The sequence below is a fragment of the Dysgonomonas sp. 216 genome (genome assembly GCF_010501065.1).
GTDB lineage: Bacteria > Bacteroidota > Bacteroidia > Bacteroidales > Dysgonomonadaceae > QVMM01.
The window spans coordinates 48,751-67,004 of the sequence record NZ_QVMM01000005.1; the positions used below are offsets into that span (position 1 = coordinate 48,751).

15 protein-coding genes are annotated in these 18,254 nt (G+C 36.6%); 8 read left to right on the forward strand and 7 right to left on the reverse strand.

Features of this window, described 5'->3' with window-relative positions:
- Positions 1-40: 40 nt before the first annotated feature.
- The 3 genes from D0T53_RS04445 to D0T53_RS04455 all read right to left on the reverse strand — a co-directional run bounded on the left by D0T53_RS04445 (position 41) and on the right by D0T53_RS04455 (position 2,793).
- On the reverse strand, positions 41-1,426 hold the full coding sequence (locus D0T53_RS04445; RefSeq protein WP_163265492.1) for a TolC family protein: 1,386 nt from the start codon (positions 1,424-1,426) through the stop codon (positions 41-43).
- Between the two features lie 345 nt (positions 1,427-1,771).
- Positions 1,772-2,074, reverse strand: coding sequence for a hypothetical protein (locus D0T53_RS04450; protein WP_163265494.1), 303 nt, complete (start codon positions 2,072-2,074; stop codon positions 1,772-1,774).
- Positions 2,075-2,166: 92 nt separating this feature from the next.
- Positions 2,167-2,793, reverse strand: a complete 627-nt coding sequence (locus D0T53_RS04455; protein ID WP_163265496.1) for a TetR/AcrR family transcriptional regulator — start codon at positions 2,791-2,793, stop codon at positions 2,167-2,169.
- Positions 2,794-3,073: 280 nt separating this feature from the next.
- Between D0T53_RS04455 and D0T53_RS04460 the strand changes: the two genes are divergently transcribed.
- Entirely contained in the window at positions 3,074-4,534 is a 1,461-nt protein-coding gene (locus tag D0T53_RS04460; protein WP_163265498.1) for a tryptophanase, read from the forward strand.
- Between the two features lie 316 nt (positions 4,535-4,850).
- A complete protein-coding gene (locus D0T53_RS04465) occupies positions 4,851-5,405 on the forward strand; it encodes an outer membrane beta-barrel protein (RefSeq protein WP_163265499.1) in 555 nt (184 codons plus the stop codon).
- Positions 5,406-5,475: 70 nt separating this feature from the next.
- Here the strand turns inward: D0T53_RS04465 and prmC are convergent, their stop codons facing one another.
- Complete coding sequence (gene prmC / locus D0T53_RS04470) at positions 5,476-6,318, reverse strand: peptide chain release factor N(5)-glutamine methyltransferase (protein ID WP_163265500.1); 843 nt, start codon at positions 6,316-6,318, stop codon at positions 5,476-5,478.
- A 21-nt stretch (positions 6,319-6,339) separates the two neighbouring features.
- Positions 6,340-7,002 carry a DUF2461 domain-containing protein gene (locus D0T53_RS04475; protein ID WP_163265502.1) on the reverse strand — a complete coding sequence of 221 codons (663 nt, stop codon included), beginning with the start codon at positions 7,000-7,002 and terminating at the stop codon, positions 6,340-6,342.
- Positions 7,003-7,297: 295 nt separating this feature from the next.
- On the opposite strand from D0T53_RS04475, the gene D0T53_RS04480 reads away from it, so the two are divergent.
- The 6 genes from D0T53_RS04480 (at position 7,298) to D0T53_RS04505 (ending at position 16,375) form a co-directional block, all read left to right on the forward strand.
- Positions 7,298-10,258, forward strand: a complete 2,961-nt coding sequence (locus D0T53_RS04480; protein ID WP_163265504.1) for a PEP/pyruvate-binding domain-containing protein — start codon at positions 7,298-7,300, stop codon at positions 10,256-10,258.
- A gap of 182 nt (positions 10,259-10,440) precedes the next feature.
- Positions 10,441-11,019, forward strand: coding sequence for a hypothetical protein (locus tag D0T53_RS04485; RefSeq protein ID WP_163265506.1), 579 nt, complete (start codon positions 10,441-10,443; stop codon positions 11,017-11,019).
- A 91-nt stretch (positions 11,020-11,110) separates the two neighbouring features.
- Positions 11,111-11,422 carry a hypothetical protein gene (locus tag D0T53_RS04490; protein WP_163265508.1) on the forward strand — a complete coding sequence of 104 codons (312 nt, stop codon included), beginning with the start codon at positions 11,111-11,113 and terminating at the stop codon, positions 11,420-11,422.
- Positions 11,423-11,561: 139 nt separating this feature from the next.
- Positions 11,562-13,079, forward strand: coding sequence for a DUF4301 family protein (locus D0T53_RS04495; protein WP_370457786.1), 1,518 nt, complete (start codon positions 11,562-11,564; stop codon positions 13,077-13,079).
- Positions 13,080-13,189: 110 nt separating this feature from the next.
- Complete coding sequence (locus D0T53_RS04500) at positions 13,190-15,310, forward strand: cation:proton antiporter (RefSeq protein WP_163265512.1); 2,121 nt, start codon at positions 13,190-13,192, stop codon at positions 15,308-15,310.
- A gap of 12 nt (positions 15,311-15,322) precedes the next feature.
- Entirely contained in the window at positions 15,323-16,375 is a 1,053-nt protein-coding gene (locus D0T53_RS04505) for a CDP-glycerol glycerophosphotransferase family protein (RefSeq protein ID WP_163265514.1), read from the forward strand.
- Here the strand turns inward: D0T53_RS04505 and D0T53_RS04510 are convergent.
- Positions 16,361-17,425, reverse strand: coding sequence for a glycosyltransferase family 9 protein (locus tag D0T53_RS04510; protein ID WP_163265516.1), 1,065 nt, complete (start codon positions 17,423-17,425; stop codon positions 16,361-16,363). The two genes, D0T53_RS04505 and D0T53_RS04510, sit on opposite strands and share 15 nt — an antisense overlap.
- Before the next feature lie 31 nt (positions 17,426-17,456).
- Entirely contained in the window at positions 17,457-18,254 is a 798-nt protein-coding gene (locus tag D0T53_RS04515) for a lipopolysaccharide kinase InaA family protein (protein WP_163265518.1), read from the reverse strand.

The window sequence follows — 18,254 nt, forward strand, 5'->3', positions numbered from 1 at the left end:
GAATGTATTTTTAGTTCTATTTATTTCTATCTGAATATGATTAAAAATTACGCCCCAACGCTTTGTCTAAATATACTTTACAAAGTTTCACATCTATTTGAGCATCTATAAACTCCGAGTGTGCTGATATCCATGCTGTATGAGCCGCCAAAGCATCGGATGCAGGAATAACACCTTCTTCGAAGCCTGCATTGGCATAACGAAGGTTCTCGTCTGCTTTTTCCATATTCTTTTCGGTCATTATCAGCTTTTTATTTGCCTCATTCAGTTTGTATGCCGATTGGTTAATTTGTAATTCTATTTTTTCTTTTGCTTCGTCTAATTGATATCCCATCATATTGGTTTGAGCCTTGGCTACATTAAGTTTCGACGAGCTGGATACAAAGTTTAGCGGGACTTTCACAACCACTCCAACATTCCACATCCCTCCGAATTTCTTCTCCAAACCATTGAATGCACTGGGATTAGTCCATAGATAATTAGCAGTAAAAGCCACTTGAGGCAAAAACTCGGAGAATGCTATATTCTCTTTTTTCTTATACATTTTTCGAGCTAATTCAAGACTCTTTATTTCACTTCGGCCTTCAATCGCTTCTTCTATATTAGGAAGCGAAGAGTCTTCGCTATCAATACTCAGGTTTTTAATATTTTCATCTCTAAGGCTGATTTTTTCTTGTATATCCAAACCACAAATCTGATTTAACAGCATTTTGCTTAAACTTAAACCATTCTCAACCTTTGTTTGGGTTACCTCTGCCTCGTTTAACTTTACATTTACCGATAACACATCGGCCTTTGTTGCAACCCCTTCATTTTCCATCAGGGTTATATCGCGTTCCATTTTTTTCAACAGATCGACATAAGAATCGGCTAACTCTTTTTTGGTAGCCAACGAAACCACTTGCCAATAAGCATTATCAGTCTCAACTATTACATCTTTTAGTTTAGTATCTTTCTGAGACTTTGCCAATTCTTCGGCATAACTTTCTATATCGTTGTATGCTATAATTTTTCCACCCATAAACAGAGGCTGAGTTAAACTAAAACCTCCTACCCATATATTTTTAATATCAATTTCTCCTATACTTCTAATTGCATCGGGCATAGGAACTTCCGTTCCGGGAGGTATCGGCCATGTTACACCCGGAATTGTTGGTAATTGGGGTACAGTGAACGATGAAGGTACTAACTGCAAATTCTTTTCGTTTCGCAAATATGCACCCTGAAACGATATATCGGGGAAGTATTTAGTAAGTGCATCTTTTTTCTGATAATAAGCAACCCTTTCTTGCTCTGTTGCCAATTTCAGAGCTTTATTATTTTCTATTGCCAAATTCCGGCAATCCTCCAATGTCAAAAATCGCTGGGAATAAACTCCCATCGACAGCAGAACTGAGAAAAACAGGAAAGAAACCTTTTTCTTCATATATTTTGTCTTTAAAAGAAAATTAGTTGTCTAGTAAACTAATGCAAAAATAATCACATTTTTGAAAACTTATAATAAGATCCGGAAAAACAAGGCAAATACTTGCATAACCAACCTCCTTAGAGATTTAACAACCTAAAAAGAAAAAGGTTTTAGGCTTATATAAAAAAGAAAATCCGGATGCAGACTCACCTTTTCTGGCTTTGAATCAACATCCGGAACACTAATACTGATAACCTAAATAATCCTTAGTTCTATTTTAATAGAACAATACTTTAACTAACCTAAAAACACTTTTTTACCTTATAAATTAAAACCTAACCTGTATCTATATAAATCCTGTACTTAATCGAAGATAAATCCGTTGATAAATTTATCGTTAATTATATCTTCTTTACATTTAGTTGTAATACCTATTTTTAAAAGAATATTCTTTAAATCGCTATTTATCGAATCGACATACACCATGCTTACTTTTTTCAAGGCCATCAGCAACGAAAAATAATTATTACTTGTATTCTCTAAAACAATTTGCTCAACCCCACTAACCTCTTCATTTTCAATATCGAATATATTCACCTTAGTATCGGTTTGTATATCTCTGCTCAAGCTTCCTTTTTGTGTTAATATCGCTACTTTCTTTTTCATGGTCGTCCAATCCTAATATTTAAACAATCTATTTACCTAACTCTATTTCAACACTCATAAGTGAACAACTGTTCATTTTTTTAACAAAAAAATTACTTTTTTATCAGATTAAATAAATAATTCATGATCTCATCTTTCATCTTTACATTCAACAGAACCTTCTCGGCAAATGCTGTAGCATCCAAAGCATAATCCAAATCATTTTCTACCGATTCATTTGTACTTACTCTGGAAAAGATTCGACTCATAACATCAATATTAACATCCTCTTTTATCTCTCCAATAGCTATACTCTCTCTCAGTGCATTACGCCAATTATTTAATATTCTGCGATCGAGCTCTTGCAGCCGTTTCAGGAAATCAGGATAATGCTTTGCTGCCTGAATGGCAAGCGCAGTATAATTAAGAAATGAAGTTTGAGTAATACCGGATTTAGTTAAGGCCATTATAAATGGCTTCTGTTTACGTCTAAGAATCTCGATATAATCAGAAACCGCTGTCCCTTCATCCAAACTTTGAGCAAAACGATTAAAAACCTTAAAAAAGTATTGGTCAATTACCGAAGTAAACAAGTCTTCTTTGTTTTTGAAATATCGGTACATAGCTCCACGCGACATATTCAATTCTATTTGCAATACAGATATGGAGGTACTATCGTATCCCTTATCCATAAAAACATCAAATGCACGCCTTAATATATACTCCCTGCTATACTTCATATCAAACAAAAAATGAACGATTGTTCACAATGCAAATATGAACATAAAAAAGCGAACAACAAAACATTAAAAAACTAAATAATGTTAACAATTTTATTTTAGATAAAAGCCTTATTCTTCCTTTTTTGACAAAAGAACAGAATACCCCTCAACTTTCGATGCAAAAAGCTATATTTACCCCATATTATATTGACTTTTGAATATTTATTTCTATATTGCGCCTTATTTTGCAATACAGATAAAATACTATTTCAAACTCATTTAAAGATAACTTTAAACCATGGCCGATAATTCTGCAAAAATCAAATTCTACAAAGGAGAAGACATTCCTTTAGAACTACATAAAGTTCGGATTGTACAAAAATTACATCTTGTTCCCATTGAACGAAGGCTCGAAGCTCTTTACGAAGCAGGATTTAATACATTCAGGCTCGATACTAAAGATGTTTTCCTTGATATGCTTACCGATAGTGGCACAAATGCGATGAGCGATCGCCAGTTAGGAGCCATGATGATAGCCGACGATGCTTATGCCGGTTCGCAAAGTTTTGTAAGATATCAAAAAGCTGTAGAAGATGTACTTGGCAAAAAATATCTTTTGCCTGTACACCAGGGACGTGCTGCCGAAAACATTATATCAAATGCTTTTGTGCGTAAGGGAAGTACTGTTCCGATGAATTATCATTTTACCACCTCAATGGCCCATATAACACAGTATGGAGGAAGAATAGAGGAGTTGCTATATGATGAAGCTTATATAATAAACAGCAAGCATCCCTTTAAAGGAAATATGAACCTCGAAAAGCTGGAAGAGTGTATTCAGAAACACGGTGTTTCGAATATACCTTATATAAGGATGGAGGCTTCGACTAATCTGATAGGCGGACAACCTTTTTCGATAGAAAACCTACGAGGTGTACGCGCAATTGCCGACAAATATAACATCCGGTTAATTCTTGATGCCAGCTTGCTAGGCGAAAATGCATGGTTGGTAAAACAACGCGAAGAAGAGTTCAAGAACTCAACTATGGCCGAAGTTATTCTCACAATGACCGATTTGGCCGACATAGTATACTTCTCGGCTCGTAAACTAAGCTCTTCGCGAGGAGGAGGTATATGTACAAACGACCATAAAGTATTCAAAGAACTTGAACCGTTAATTCCCTTATTCGAAGGATTCCTTACTTATGGAGGAATGTCGGTACGCGAAATAGAAGCAATTGCTGTTGGTTTATATGAAACACTTGACGAAACAATGATATGCCAAAGCCCACGGTTTATCGAATATCTTGTAAATGCATTCGAAACAAAAGGTATTCCTGTAGTTACTCCCGCAGGAGTTTTGGGCTGTCATGTTAATGCAATGGAAATTTGTGCTCACATACCTCAAACTCAGTATCCTGCCGGATCTTTGGCTGCGGCATTCTTTCTTATATCCGGAATCAGAGGAATGGAGCGCGGTTCTATTTCGAACCAAAGAGATGAATACGGAAACGAAACCTATGCCGATATGGAACTCCTGCGCTTAGCTATTCCACGCAGAGTATTTACCTTGTCGCAAATTAAATATGTAGAAGACCGCATGACATGGTTATATGACAACCGACATTTAATAGGCGGACTGAAATTTGTATACGAGCCTCCGGTACTTAGGTTCTTCATGGGTGGACTCGAACCCGTCGATGATTGGCCAAAAAGACTTATGGAGAAATTCTACGAAGATTTTGGCGATAGTTTGTAATAAGCAGTTAAGTAGTTATTTATTATACATGAATCCTCCTGACCGAGTTTTACTCGTTAGGAGGATTTTTTATATAGGTTAACAGCACCTAATTTGAAAAATAAGAAGAATAGAACAGAACACACAACACGTCGGAGCTTTTTTCGAAGCAAATTTTCAACAAGATTAAACAAATACGAACATTAGGACATTTTTGCAGAAATATGGAGCTTTTTTGACATTAAGGAAAGTCAGACCTTTGTCACGTGATCATAATTAAAAGAGCTCTTTATTATAGTAAGAAGATTAGTTTTATTGAATTAAAAAGTTTTAGGTTATGAAAAAGATGATTTTTACTCTGGCTTTGGTTTGTGGATTAACAACAATGGTAAGTGCTCAAACTGGTAAAATTTGGACAGGAGGAAGTGTTGGAATTATGTCGAGCGACGAAAAAGATGGCCCCACACTTACAAACTACAACATTGTACCCGAAGTAGGTTACATGTTATACGATAATTTAGGCATAGGTATCAAATTAGGATATTTTCACAAAGAAGACCTTGCAGAGGGTAAAAAACAAAAGAAAGACGGTTTTAAGATAAATCCGTTTGCACGCTATTCATTTCTCAGAGGAAACATTGGCGGTTTGTTTGTTGATGGAGGTGTTGGATACACATACAGCAAAAACAAATTATTTGATACCAAATCGCACGAACTCGAAGTCGGATTCAGACCAGGGGTAGCAATTAATGTTGCCGATAATGTATCCCTTACCGGACAATATGGCTTTTTAGGATACATTTACGAGAAAGACGGCGGTAAAAAAACAAACACTTATGGTTTTGACTTTGACCTCAGCCAAGTTCGCTTAGGTATAAACATCATTTTCTAAAGTGTTTTAATTCCAGTTTTTTCTAAAGGTGATAAATGGCTGCTTCGGGAGAAGCGGCCATTTTTTCTGCTTACAGTTTTACTGCTCTTACCATCCTATCATTCCCCGATAAGTCTTTAAACAACTTAACCTGAGAAAAACCCTTCTCTTTCAACATAAGAACCGTCTCTGAGCCTTTCTTCGCGTTTATCTCGAAATAGAGCACACCTCCTGTATTCAATAAATCTTCTGCAACATCGGCAATACGTTGATAAAACAGCAAAGCATCATCGTCAGGCACAAAAAGAGCTAATTGAGGTTCGTAAGAGAGAACATTATCATCCATCTGAAACCTCTCCGAATCAAGTACATATGGAGGATTACTAACTATAACATCATATTGCTGTGTTTTAGGATATGCGCCTAAAACATCCACTTGTTTAAACAACACATCCGCGTCATTGCCCTGTGCATTTTGCTTCGCTACATCCAAAGCTTGCACCGAAATGTCCCACGCTTCAACAACACTTCCTGTTTGATTCACTTTTAGAGAAACAGCAATACAACCACTTCCTGTACCAATATCCAGCACACGAAGATTCCCGCTTGCTTTATTATCATTCAGAATAAGCTCAATAAGTTCTTCAGTCTCAGGACGAGGAATAAGCACATGCTTGTTTACCAAAAAGTTTAGCCCGAAAAACTCAGTTTTACCCAATATATACTGTATAGGTTCATTATTGCTCAAACGCCAAAGCACATTATTTACCCAATCTTTTTTATCCCGCCCCCATACCTGATGCTTTTCCAAAAGAGCAATCGGATATGGTTTACCTGTAACATTTTCGACTATAAGACGGATAAACGTGTTTACCTCGCCTTCGGAGTAAACTCCTGACAGTGTTTTTTTTATATCATTTATAACCGATTGCATTTTATTATTCAGCAATTATAATTAATCCAACAGTAAATCATTTAAGAACTCGCTCATTGGTCGCATCTTTTTATACGCATCTAATACATAAGCAAGTAATTCTTTTTCGTGTAACTTTTTTTCCGGAATATCTTTCACAACATAAAAATGTTTCAGTTTCATATATTCCGCAGCCGGATGATCCTTATCAAAGCCATTGGGCACACGTTTAAGCATATCGTCATCTTTAAACAAATCCCCAAATTCTTCTTTAAAATGTTTTTCGTTCAGAATCTCACTAAACATTTCAAAGTCCTCATATATTCCTTTCCTTATTTTCTTCAGCTGATCGGGCATAAGCATATAATGACCGCTCGACACAAAACTTTCGCCAGGCGAAACATGCAAATAATAACCCGAAGTTTTATCGAGCCCTTGTTGATGAAAAACAGCACCAAAGTGTGTTTTATAGGGTGATTTATCTGACGAGAAACGAACATCGCGATAAATTCTGAATATACATTTTTTCGGATCAAGGTGTTTTATCTGCGGGTCTATAGTTCCAAGCCCTTGTATTACCTGAGCCACCAATATTTCGAAATCGGCCCGGGCTTGTTGGTAACGGTTTTTATTCTCGGCAAACCATTCTCGATTATTGTTTTCCTTTAAATCCCTAATGAAATTCAGCGTCTCGTTTTGTAACATGTCAGTATATTCAATCTGTTCTATTTAATTTGTTGTATTTCCCGTAATTCTGCAAAGATAAAATTAAATATCACTTACACTATTCTCCCGCACTTGCATTTTATAAAGCCTGTCAGGTTTTACAAAAATTGTGAGATATAGACTAACAGAGCACAGGTATAATCCTACCAAGATAGAATAAATTACAACACAGACGAGTTTCGGAACTTCCATATATAAATTTATGAGATACGCCTTATTCCAAAACAGTTTTTTTATGTAAGTTTGTTGTCATATATTTTTAACAACCCAAGTTATGCCAAACAGCCAGATTTCCGATATAAAACATTTTCAATTTAAAGATACCTCATTTGCCGATTTAATGACAAAGAGGATATACAACATCCTGCTTATAGCAACAAAATATGACATTTTTATTCTGGAAGACGATGGCCGTGTTGATGAACAAATATTTGACGAATACACTTCGCTAAACCTACGTTACGCTCCACGCTTCACACAGGTGTCGAGCGAAGAAGAAGCTTTCGAAAAACTTCAGGAAAATCACTATGAACTGATTATATACATGCCCAACATGGACGATGACGATATTTTTGCTCCGGCACGAAACATTAAATATCGTTTTGGTGAAATTCCGATGGTAGTACTTACTCCGTTTGCTAAAGAAGTATCGAAACGATTATCAACCGAAGACATGTCGTTTGCCGATTATGTATTCAGCTGGCTCGGTAATTCAAATCTGCTTCTGGCTATAATAAAACTGATTGAAGACTCGATGAATGTAGAGCACGACACCGAGTCGGTTGGTGTGCAAATAATATTATTGGTCGAAGACTCTGTTAGGTTTTATTCGGCGGCATTGCCTTCTCTGTTCAAAATCATACTCGAAGAATCGAAAGAGTTTTCGAAAGAAGCATTGAACGAGCACCAGACAATGCTGCGCATGCGTGGACGTCCTAAAATAATGATGGCGCGCACTTACGAAGAAGCCGCAGAAATATACTCGAAATATAAAAAGAACATGCTTGGGGTTGTTACCGATATGAGCTTTAACCATAATGGAGTAAAGGAAAAACTTGCGGGATACGAACTGGCAAAATGGATAAAACAGCAAGATAAATATCTGCCGGTACTGTTTAACTCGTCCGAAAAAGAGAATAAAATTTACGCCGAAAAGCTCAACTCAATATTTATTGATAAAAATTCAAAAAGCTATCCTCTTGACCTAAGAAAAGCCATAATGGATAAATTTGGGTTTGGCGACTTTATTATAATAGACCCTGATACCAGAGAAGAACTATTCAGAATCAGGAATCTGAAAGATCTGCAAAAAACAATAATGGATATCCCCGACAAGTCGTTAAGATATCATATGTCGCACAATCATTTTTCGCGCTTCCTCTATTCGCGGGCATTATTCCCAATAGCCGAAGCTTTGAAAAAGATTGATGTTGACGATTTCGACCTCGATATTGCCCGCAAAATAATAAAAGCCAACATTGTTGCTTACCGAAAAATGAAAAATTCGGGAGTTATTGCTGTTTTCGAGAAAGAAAGGTTCGACGAATTTTCCAATTTTGCCCGCATCGGAAAAGGTTCGTTGGGTGGAAAAGGCCGTGGACTTGCATTTATGGGAAACCTTGTGAAAACCCACATGGAATTAAATGAAAGTACTTCGTTCCCTGTTATTATCCCTAAAACAGTAGTTCTTTGTACTGATATTTTCGATGTATTTATGGAAAGTAACAATCTTTATCCCATTGCTCTTTCCGACAGTCCGGACGAAGAAATACTAAAACATTTCCTCAAAGCCGAACTGCCCGAACATCTGAACGAAGACTTTCTTACTTTTTTCGAAGCCACAAAAAGCCCTTTAGCCATACGTTCATCCAGCCTACTTGAAGACTCTTATTATCAACCATTTGCCGGAGTATATTCAACCTATATGATTCCCGATCTGGACGATAAAACCGAAATGTTACGCTTGCTGAACGATGCTATAAAGGCTGTATATGCATCTGTATTCTACGCCGATAGTAAAGCCTATATGACTGCAACACAAAACCTTATCGATCAGGAAAAAATGGCTATTGTTTTGCAGGAAGTAGTTGGTAGCAAATATGGCACACATTTTTATCCAACAATATCGGGTGTTGCACGTTCTCTTAACTTTTACCCAATAGGAGATGAAAAAACAGAAGAAGGTATTGTTAACATGGCCTTAGGCTTAGGTAAATATATTGTTGATGGAGGTGTTACGTTGCGTTTTTCGCCCCACCATCCCCGAAATATTCTACAATTAAGCACTCTGGATTTTGCCCTAAGAGAAACCCAGCGCAAATTTTATGCTTTGGATTTAAATGACATTAACAGCGAATTCTCCATAAACGATTCTTTTAACTTGCTCGATCTCAACCTAAAAGACGCAGAAGAAGACGATTCGATACGATATATATCATCAACATACGATCCTTACGACCAGGTTATAAACGAAGGGTTTTATCCGGGTGGACGCAAAATTATCTCATTTGCGAATATCTTACAGCACGATTTATTTCCTTTAGCCGAAGTATTACAAATGTGTTTAAAAATAGGACAGGAAGAAATGGGACGTGCTATTGAGATAGAATTTGCAGCAAACATAAAAAACAAAGAGGAAGGTGCATTCTATTTACTGCAAATACGTCCTATTGTACAAAATAAGGAAGTGATGAACGAAGACCTCTCGCTCATCGAACCCAAGGATACCATACTAACATCTGTTAATGCCTTAGGAAACGGAGTTATTGACGATGTGTACGATATTATTTATGTAAAAACAGAAGGGTTTTCGGCATCAACCAACCAATTGGTTGCCTATGATATAGAAAAGCTGAATAAACAATTCTCCGACACAGGTAAAGGATATGTTTTGGTTGGTCCCGGACGTTGGGGTAGTAGCGACACATGGCTGGGAATACCGGTAAAATGGCCCCATATAAGTAATGCCCGCTTGTTAGTTGAATCGGGATTAGAAAATTACCGTATCGAACCTAGTCAGGGAACACATTTCTTCCAGAATCTCACATCGTTTGGAGTAGGCTATTTTACAATAAATTCCTATCTCAAAAATGACGGAACTTTCGACGAAGAATACTTAAACAAACAAGAGGTAGTACAAGAAACAAAATATTTGCGCCATATACGCTTCAGTAAGCCAATAGTAATTAAAATAAACGGAAAAAAGAAGCAGGGTGTAGTCCTGAAACCAGAATAAGATGCCCTCATTTATCTATAGTTATGAGAAGAATACTTTTTTTACTTAGCTAATAAATAAACAATAACATAACCTTAAGTAAAAAAATGTTTTTTATGTAGAATAATACATAATCGATAAAAACAAGAGACATACAAATAAAAAAAGAATTACTTCTTTTGCAAAAAGTTCACGATATATTTATGAGAGCATCAGATTTAAGTAAACTGGAAAAAGATCCGAAATTCAGAAAAGCGAGTATACCAAAAATGTTCTGGTTCAAAAAACCAGCTATCTACCCTCCCTCGGCATTACTATTTGTAGCGCTTCTGGGATTATTATATTTACTGAATATAGATAGCCTGATAACACTACAAGCTATACCTTTTGTTGTATTATTACTACTGGGGGCTATTTGGCTAAAAGCGACCAAAAAGCATTTTCAAACATCAATGTTTAAAAAAGATGGCACCTTTAAGCTTTGTTTAGCACAAATATTCGATGAAAAAGACAAAAATTATTATATGGTGTCTACATTATCGGACAAAAGGCACGACAAGCACTTCATTAGTGATCTTGGGAAAAAAGCAAGCATAGAATCACCCGAAATAACCCACTCAGAATCAGGTCACAACACCGAGAATTCTGTATTTATAAAAGCTATTAAAAAAACCGACATACTCAAATTATATCCTAATAAAAAAATCGGCGATTTTATTGTTTTGAACTACCTCGACAAACAAAATGTTATATTAGTGAAACCCAAATACTTAAATTTTTAGAGTATTTTTTTGCTTTATTCAAAAAAGGTATTAAATTTGCGTTGGTATAATCGTTTTTTTAGTATTTATATACATACAGAAGTACAAACACATGCAAAACTTAACAAATATAAAAAAGTATTTGTTGTTGGTAGTCCTAATATTATTGCCCATTCTTACTTATGCAAGTCCGGCATCGACAAACTTTCTTCCAATAGGTGACAGTTATGCTTCATCCCGGAACGAAGATTGCGGAGCAACAGTAGAAAACATCAAACCCTATCGCGAAACTGTATCGCTAGAAAAGTCAGAATTAACATCATACACATTTGGATCAACTGATATATTTATCTGCGTAATACTTTTAGGCGTTTATTTTGCGTTTCAGCACAAAAAATCGGGTTCTCGAAACGCTGGGCTGTAAATCGAATATTTTGCCATATAAATAATGTAAAAGCAAGCTTTAAGTATACAAGTTTGCTTTTCTATTGTCGTTTATTTCCTATTAATTCGCTATTTTTGTACATAAGTAAACAAAAAAACAAAAGGAAGATATGGGAACTATTTTCAATGAAAATGACAAAAATCTATTAAAGCAGAAAAATGTTTCGGAACAGGATATACAAGAACAATTGAACTTTTTTAAATCGGGATTTCCATTTCTGGAGTTAATAGCTGCAGCATCAACAGAAAAGGGAATTACTAAAGTAAAAGACGAAAGTGTATATTTAAAAATCTGGGATGATTATTCTGTTTCAGGCAAGCAAATCATAAAATTTGTTCCCGCTTCGGGCGCTGCAAGCCGCATGTTTAAAAGCCTCTTCGAGTTTATAGACGCACCATACAATAAGCCTCAAAACGAAACAGAGCTAACTTTCTTTGATAATATTCAGAAGTTTGCATTCTATGACGAATTAAACGCAGCTTGTATAAGCAATTATGAAAAAAACATAACAGAACTTATATCCTTGGGCGAATATAAGAATATTGTCAGAAGCCTGTTGCTTAGCCAAGGACTAAATTACGGAGCCTTGCCAAAAGGCTTGCTCAAATTTCATCGTTATTCAGATGAAATTCGGACTCCCGTAGAAGAACATCTTACTGAGGGGGCTTTGTATGCAAAGAACAGTAACAATTCGGTTAATATACATTTTACTGTTTCGCCGGAACATCACGCGTTGTTTGAAACTCTTATTGAAGAGAAGAAAGCTCATTATGAAAATAAGCTGAAAATAAAATACAATGTAAGCTTCAGCGAACAAAAGCCTAAAACAGATACCATTGCTGTAGACTTAAACAATGAACCATTCAGAGACAAAGGAGAGTTGTTGTTCCGTCCGGGCGGACATGGAGCCCTTATAGAAAACTTAAATGATTTGAATGGCGACATCATATTCATCAAGAATATAGACAATGTGGTACCTGACGCTTTCAAGACAACCGAAACAAGATATAAAAAGCTATTGGCCGGAGTGTTAGTCAGTGTTCAGCAACAAGCTTTTGAGTATATGAAACTTATAGACTCGGGAGATTATACACATGATCAGCTTCTTGAGGTGTTGCACTTTGTTCAAAATACATTGAATATTAAAAACCCTGAAACAAAGCTGCTCGAAGACGTTGAACTGGTTTTATATCTCAAACATAAACTGAACAGACCAATAAGGGTTTGCGGAATGGTAAAAAATGTAGGAGAACCCGGTGGAGGCCCATTCCTTACAGTAAATAGCGACGGAACTATCTCGCCTCAAATATTGGAGAGTTCGCAAATAGACATGAACGACCCTGCGAAAGTAGCGATGTTTAATCAAGGAACGCATTTTAATCCGGTAGATTTGGTATGTGGAGTACGAAACTACAAAGGAGATAAATTCGATTTGAGAAAATATGTTGATAAAAACACCGGCTTTATCTCGTTCAAATCTAAGAGCGGACGCGAACTTAAGGCTCTGGAACTTCCCGGATTGTGGAACGGAGCTATGTCTGACTGGAACACTATATTTGTAGAAGTTCCAATCGAAACATTTAATCCGGTAAAAGTTGTAAACGACTTACTCAGGAAAGAGCATCAAGGAGTATAGCCCACTTGTTATGCCTCGTTGTATACTAATCCCGAATAAGTAAAGGTGTATTTTGTGCATCTAAAGGTTGTTCTATTGCATTTATAACATACAAACAACACCATAACTTAATGAATATATTACTATCGATAACAGAATTTAAGTTACCGTTTACCGACCCCATACTAATATTCTCGCTGATATTAGTTATTATACTACTGACGCCCTTACTCCTTAACAAACTAAGGGTACCGCATCTGATTGGGTTAATAATCGCAGGAGCGATTATCGGGCCAAACGGCTTTAACCTGATACTTCGGGATAGTAGTTTCGAGCTTTTCGGAACAGTGGGGCTCTTATACATTATGTTCCTTGCCGGGTTGGAAATGGATCTGAACGATTTTAAGAGAAACAGCACTAAAAGTCTGGCATTTGGATCTCTTACATTCGTATTACCCTTTACACTTGGCGTTTTAACAGGTATATATGTTCTCGACTTTCCATTAGTAAATTCGTTCTTAATAGGGAGTATGTTTGCCTCTCATACATTAATCAGTTATCCTATAATTAGCAAGTTCGGGATAGCCAAAAACCTCGCAGTCAATGTCACTGTAGGGGGAACTGTTATAACCGACACCTTAGCTCTTTTAGTGTTATCTATCGTTACAGGAATGATAGGCGGAGACATCTCTTCTGATTTTTGGATTCGCCTTATTGTATCTTTCACCATCTTCTTATTCATCACATTATTCATTATCCCTATTATAGGGCGCTATTTCTTCAAAAAGATAAGCGATAATATTTTGCAATACATATTTGTCCTATCGGTAGTATTCTTTGCTGCCATACTGGCTATGAATGCCAAGATAGAAGGAATTATCGGGGCATTTTTTGCCGGACTGGCACTGAATAGGTTAATACCTAAAACATCGCCCTTAATGAACAGGATAGAATTCATAGGCAATGCCTTGTTCATCCCCTTCTTCCTCATCGGCGTAGGTATGCTTATCAATATAGATGCCTTGATAAGCCACCCAAATTCGATAGGCATTGCTGTAATAATAACCATCTTGGCTTTATTAGGTAAATATGGCGCGGCATATTTAACTCAAAAGATGTTTAAGTTTTCGTCCGATCAACGAGGCCTTATTTTTGGATTAAGCAGTTCGCGGGCAGCAGCAACTTTGGCTATTGTGCTTATAGGTATGCAACTCGGATTATTGACCGAAGAGGTACTGAATGCCACCGTATTGATGATATTGGTAACATGCACGGTATCTTCTGTAACAACACAAAATGCCGCCCAGAATATAACTAAAAGTGAACTTACCGTTATCGAAGCTGACAACTCTATTAACGAAGAAAAGTTTCTCATTCCTGTCAATAATCCGGAAATGGCAACAAGGCTAACCCGCCTAAGCATGGTGCTTAAAAACTCTAAGTCGAAGAACAATCTGTATGCCTTAAACATCATAAGCAACACTACCGAGATTAATGAAGTAAGTGAGAAAAAAGCACAGAAAATAATAGAGAACGCAACAGATATAGCAGCTTCGGCCGACAATCAAGTTACAGGATTAGTCCGTTACGATATTGATATACCTAATGCTATTACAGGCGTGGTAAAAGAACATAAGATAACCGATCTTGTGCTTGGCCTGCATCAGAAAAAAGACATTTCCGACTCTTTTCTGGGGATGGTAACGGAAAATCTTTTAACAAAATGCAATCATACCACAGTATTTATATATCGGGGATTTCAACCTTTAGCAACCGTTAAACGCCATTTAGTTTTTATCCCTCAAAACGCAGACAAAGAGATTGGCTTTTCTTTTTGGCTGACTAAGGTTTGGAATATCGGGCTTAACGGAAAGACAAAGATGATTTTTTATGCACCTGCCGAAACTATCCCGTTTTTGAAAGTGTTGCAGGAAAAATATCCATTATACGCTGAATTTCATGAGTTCCATGACTGGAGTAATTTTCCGATACTGGCCAATGACATAAAAGCCGATGATAATCTTATTTTTGTGATGAGCAGAAAAAATGAACATTCATATACACCTATGATGGAACAAATACCGGCATATTTGGATAACTTTTTCAAACACAACAACTTCATACTTGTATATCCGATACAGACGATTGAAGATGCCGAAAGCGACCTTGGATTCGACAGGCTGAATCCATCGCTTGATTATACCAGACTTACAAATTTTTCGAAAAAGATACAAAACATATTCAAAAAGTAAAAAAGCTTATTTATGAAACGATACTTGCTTTTTGTTGCCCATTCGTATGCATATTCTATTCTGCGCCCTATACAAGACGAAATATGGAGCAGAGGAGATGATGTTGCATGGTTTATCGAAGACTCTTCGCCCGTATATTTGCGGGAAAACGAAAAGCAGTTAACAACCATAAAGGAAGTGATGGAGTATAACCCGACTGCAGTTTTTGTTCCCGGCAATTATGTATACGATTTCTTTCCGGGTATAAAAGTTGAAGTATTTCATGGACTTTATTATAAACGTACCGACTATGGCGACCACTACCGTATCAGAGGCTTTTTTGACTTGTATTGCGTAACAAGCAGTATGTTTATGCCAAAGTTCGAAGAACTTGAGAATCAACTGAAATTTTTTAAAGTTGTTCATACAGGCTGGAGCAAACTTGACTACTTAAAACCATTATCGCCCAAACCGGCATCGGAGCGAAGAGTTATTTTATATGCTCCTACGTTTACAAAGAAGTTGAATTCGGCAGATATTTTATACGATAAGATAGAAGAGCTTATAAAAACCCGCAATTGGAAATGGATATTCTCGTTCCATCCCAAAATGGATAAAGAAACAATTGATAAATACAAACAATTATCGGCAACATACGAAAATGCAGTTTTTTCTGAAACTGAAGATAAACTTGCCTTATTCAAGGAAGCCGACATGATGCTTAGCGATACATCATCTGTTATATATGAATTTTTATGGTTACGAAAACCGGCTGTAACTTTAAGAAATACCTTTCCTGCAAATCATCTGATTAATATTGAAGAACCCTCAATGTTAGAGAACGCAATTGAAACAGCGATGTCGTATCCCGACCAATTAATGAATAACATTGATAGTTTTATGAATAAAGTGCATCCGTTTAAGGACGGAAAATCGTCAGCCCGCATTTTAGATGCTGTTGATTACTTTGATAAAAACTATAAAGGGAAAATTAAAAAGAAACCTCTAAACCTGTTACGTAAGCTGAAACTTCGTAAAAAAGTTCACTATTTTCCATTCGGTCCCCGCTATTCACTTAATAGATAAAAATCTTTCCAACATTTTATCAAGCCTGCTCCAAATTGTTTCCACATCATAAAACGCATACTTCTGTTCGAATGTCAAAGTATCGTCATTTACAGCTTCCGGTTTTATTTCCATAAGCGATATCCCCTGATTACTCTCTGACGGATTGGGAAGCCAGTCTACCATATTAATTCCCGGCGGATATATAGCAAATGCCGGAAGCTGAGTAGCTTGTGCCATATGACGAGGACCACCTTCTATCCCGAAAAAGAAATCGGCGTTTTTCATCATTGCCGGCAGCTCCCTCAATGTTTTTGCTTCGATATTAATAAAAACGTTTTTGGGCTTTCCTAAAGCCTCGTAAATTTCGCTAACCAAAGCCTTCTCCCGTTCTCCTCCATAATTAAAAATCAATTGTGCTTCGGGATATTTCTCTTGAATACGGTTCAGCACAGTCAACATTTTATCCTTATCCCACATTTTATGCTCTAAGCGGGTGGCTATAGCACATATAATAACAGGTTTTGAATGATCTATACCTTCGCTCTCCATATAGCGGGCAAAGGTCTCTTTTTCTTTGTCTGTTACGTATATCCTGAAATTTACATCTTTAACCACATTAAAATCCGCGTTTAACGGGTCAAGTAAATCGAGTGTCAGATGCAAAAGGCTACGGGTTCCGTTCGGGTAGTTATATACCCTATAATTATGAGCAAACATATTATACTCCTTTTTCCTACCGATACGGTATTTCGTTCGTAAAGAAAACGGCAGAAAGAACATTGTTTTTACAGTAGCCCGGGTATCGATAATAATATCATATTTCCCGGTTTTCATTGTCGAGCGCACCTTTTTAAGATAAGTAAAAAGACCCGACATTTCTTTTTTACTGAATGTAATAATTTTATCAATATCGGGGTGCCCCTCAAATAACGGAGCAATCTCTTCGTTCAGAACATAGTGAATTTCGGCATTTGGAAAAGTTTTACGCAGAGATGAGCATAAAGCCGACGACAATATTGCATCTCCTACCCTACGAAACCTTATAACCAAGATTCTCTCAATTTCCATATTTATGTTGTGTTTTAATTCCGTTTTTTCTCTATTTCTTTTTCTTCCAGAATTTCAATTTCCGTAAAAACGCCTTTCGCTTTCGCCATTGTTCGTCGTGCCTCATCTTTATATCTACAGCCTCCTTTACAAGCGATTGATCCCAAGCCCTAACCTTCACATATTGGCGAAGTACATACTCGTATAAATCCATGCGCCCGGTAAAACGGGTAAGGTTATCAAAGCAAATCTCTTTGGGGATAGTCTCTTCCTGCCAAAAGTCCATACGGTTAATATCTATTACCGAAAATTCATAGTGTCCATTATTAACAGGATGATATAATACATTTGTCGAATTAAGGTCGTGATGCAATATTCCTTTTTCATGAAGATTTGCGGCAAATGCGGCAAAATCTGCAGCCATAACCTTATCAAAATCTTTCAACCCTACCAATCTTTCACGTATAGGCAGAGCATTGTCGCTGCCCGATATGTAATAGCCGTAACAAAAAAGCCCGCATTGCCAATGCTCAACATAAGCTATTTCGACAGGTGTATTTATTCCATTATTTCTAAGTTTGGTTGCATTATTAAAAGCTCGCTTTGCCTTACTTTCTCTAAAAAAACTATACGATATGCGTTGCACAATGTTCGGCTTCTTATAACGCTTTACAATTGTTTCTTTCAATACATCGTTGTTTGCATCAAGTTCAAAACGTTTTATAACATTTCTTTTGTCATACAAAACAACTCCACCATTAACGAAAGACACAGGTAAACCATCCACAAACTGCAAAACAGCATTGTTAGTTTTATATTCGGGATTTATTTCTATCCTTATCTTTCCCAT

What these genes read in the sequence shown, in the direction of transcription:
- D0T53_RS04445 (WP_163265492.1), bottom strand. Translation starts at nt 1,426, where the DNA reads ATGAAGAAAAAGGTTTCTTTCCTGTTTTTCTCAGTTCTGCTGTCGATG.
- D0T53_RS04450 (WP_163265494.1), bottom strand. Translation starts at nt 2,074, where the DNA reads ATGAAAAAGAAAGTAGCGATATTAACACAAAAAGGAAGCTTGAGCAGA.
- D0T53_RS04455 (WP_163265496.1), bottom strand. Translation starts at nt 2,793, where the DNA reads ATGAAGTATAGCAGGGAGTATATATTAAGGCGTGCATTTGATGTTTTT.
- D0T53_RS04460 (WP_163265498.1), top strand. Translation starts at nt 3,074, where the DNA reads ATGGCCGATAATTCTGCAAAAATCAAATTCTACAAAGGAGAAGACATT.
- D0T53_RS04465 (WP_163265499.1), top strand. Translation starts at nt 4,851, where the DNA reads ATGAAAAAGATGATTTTTACTCTGGCTTTGGTTTGTGGATTAACAACA.
- prmC (WP_163265500.1), bottom strand. Translation starts at nt 6,318, where the DNA reads ATGCAATCGGTTATAAATGATATAAAAAAAACACTGTCAGGAGTTTAC.
- D0T53_RS04475 (WP_163265502.1), bottom strand. Translation starts at nt 7,002, where the DNA reads ATGTTACAAAACGAGACGCTGAATTTCATTAGGGATTTAAAGGAAAAC.
- D0T53_RS04480 (WP_163265504.1), top strand. Translation starts at nt 7,298, where the DNA reads ATGCCAAACAGCCAGATTTCCGATATAAAACATTTTCAATTTAAAGAT.
- D0T53_RS04485 (WP_163265506.1), top strand. Translation starts at nt 10,441, where the DNA reads ATGAGAGCATCAGATTTAAGTAAACTGGAAAAAGATCCGAAATTCAGA.
- D0T53_RS04490 (WP_163265508.1), top strand. Translation starts at nt 11,111, where the DNA reads ATGCAAAACTTAACAAATATAAAAAAGTATTTGTTGTTGGTAGTCCTA.
- D0T53_RS04500 (WP_163265512.1), top strand. Translation starts at nt 13,190, where the DNA reads ATGAATATATTACTATCGATAACAGAATTTAAGTTACCGTTTACCGAC.
- D0T53_RS04505 (WP_163265514.1), top strand. Translation starts at nt 15,323, where the DNA reads ATGAAACGATACTTGCTTTTTGTTGCCCATTCGTATGCATATTCTATT.
- D0T53_RS04510 (WP_163265516.1), bottom strand. Translation starts at nt 17,425, where the DNA reads ATGGAAATTGAGAGAATCTTGGTTATAAGGTTTCGTAGGGTAGGAGAT.
- D0T53_RS04515 (WP_163265518.1), bottom strand. Translation starts at nt 18,254, where the DNA reads ATGGGAAAGATAAGGATAGAAATAAATCCCGAATATAAAACTAACAAT.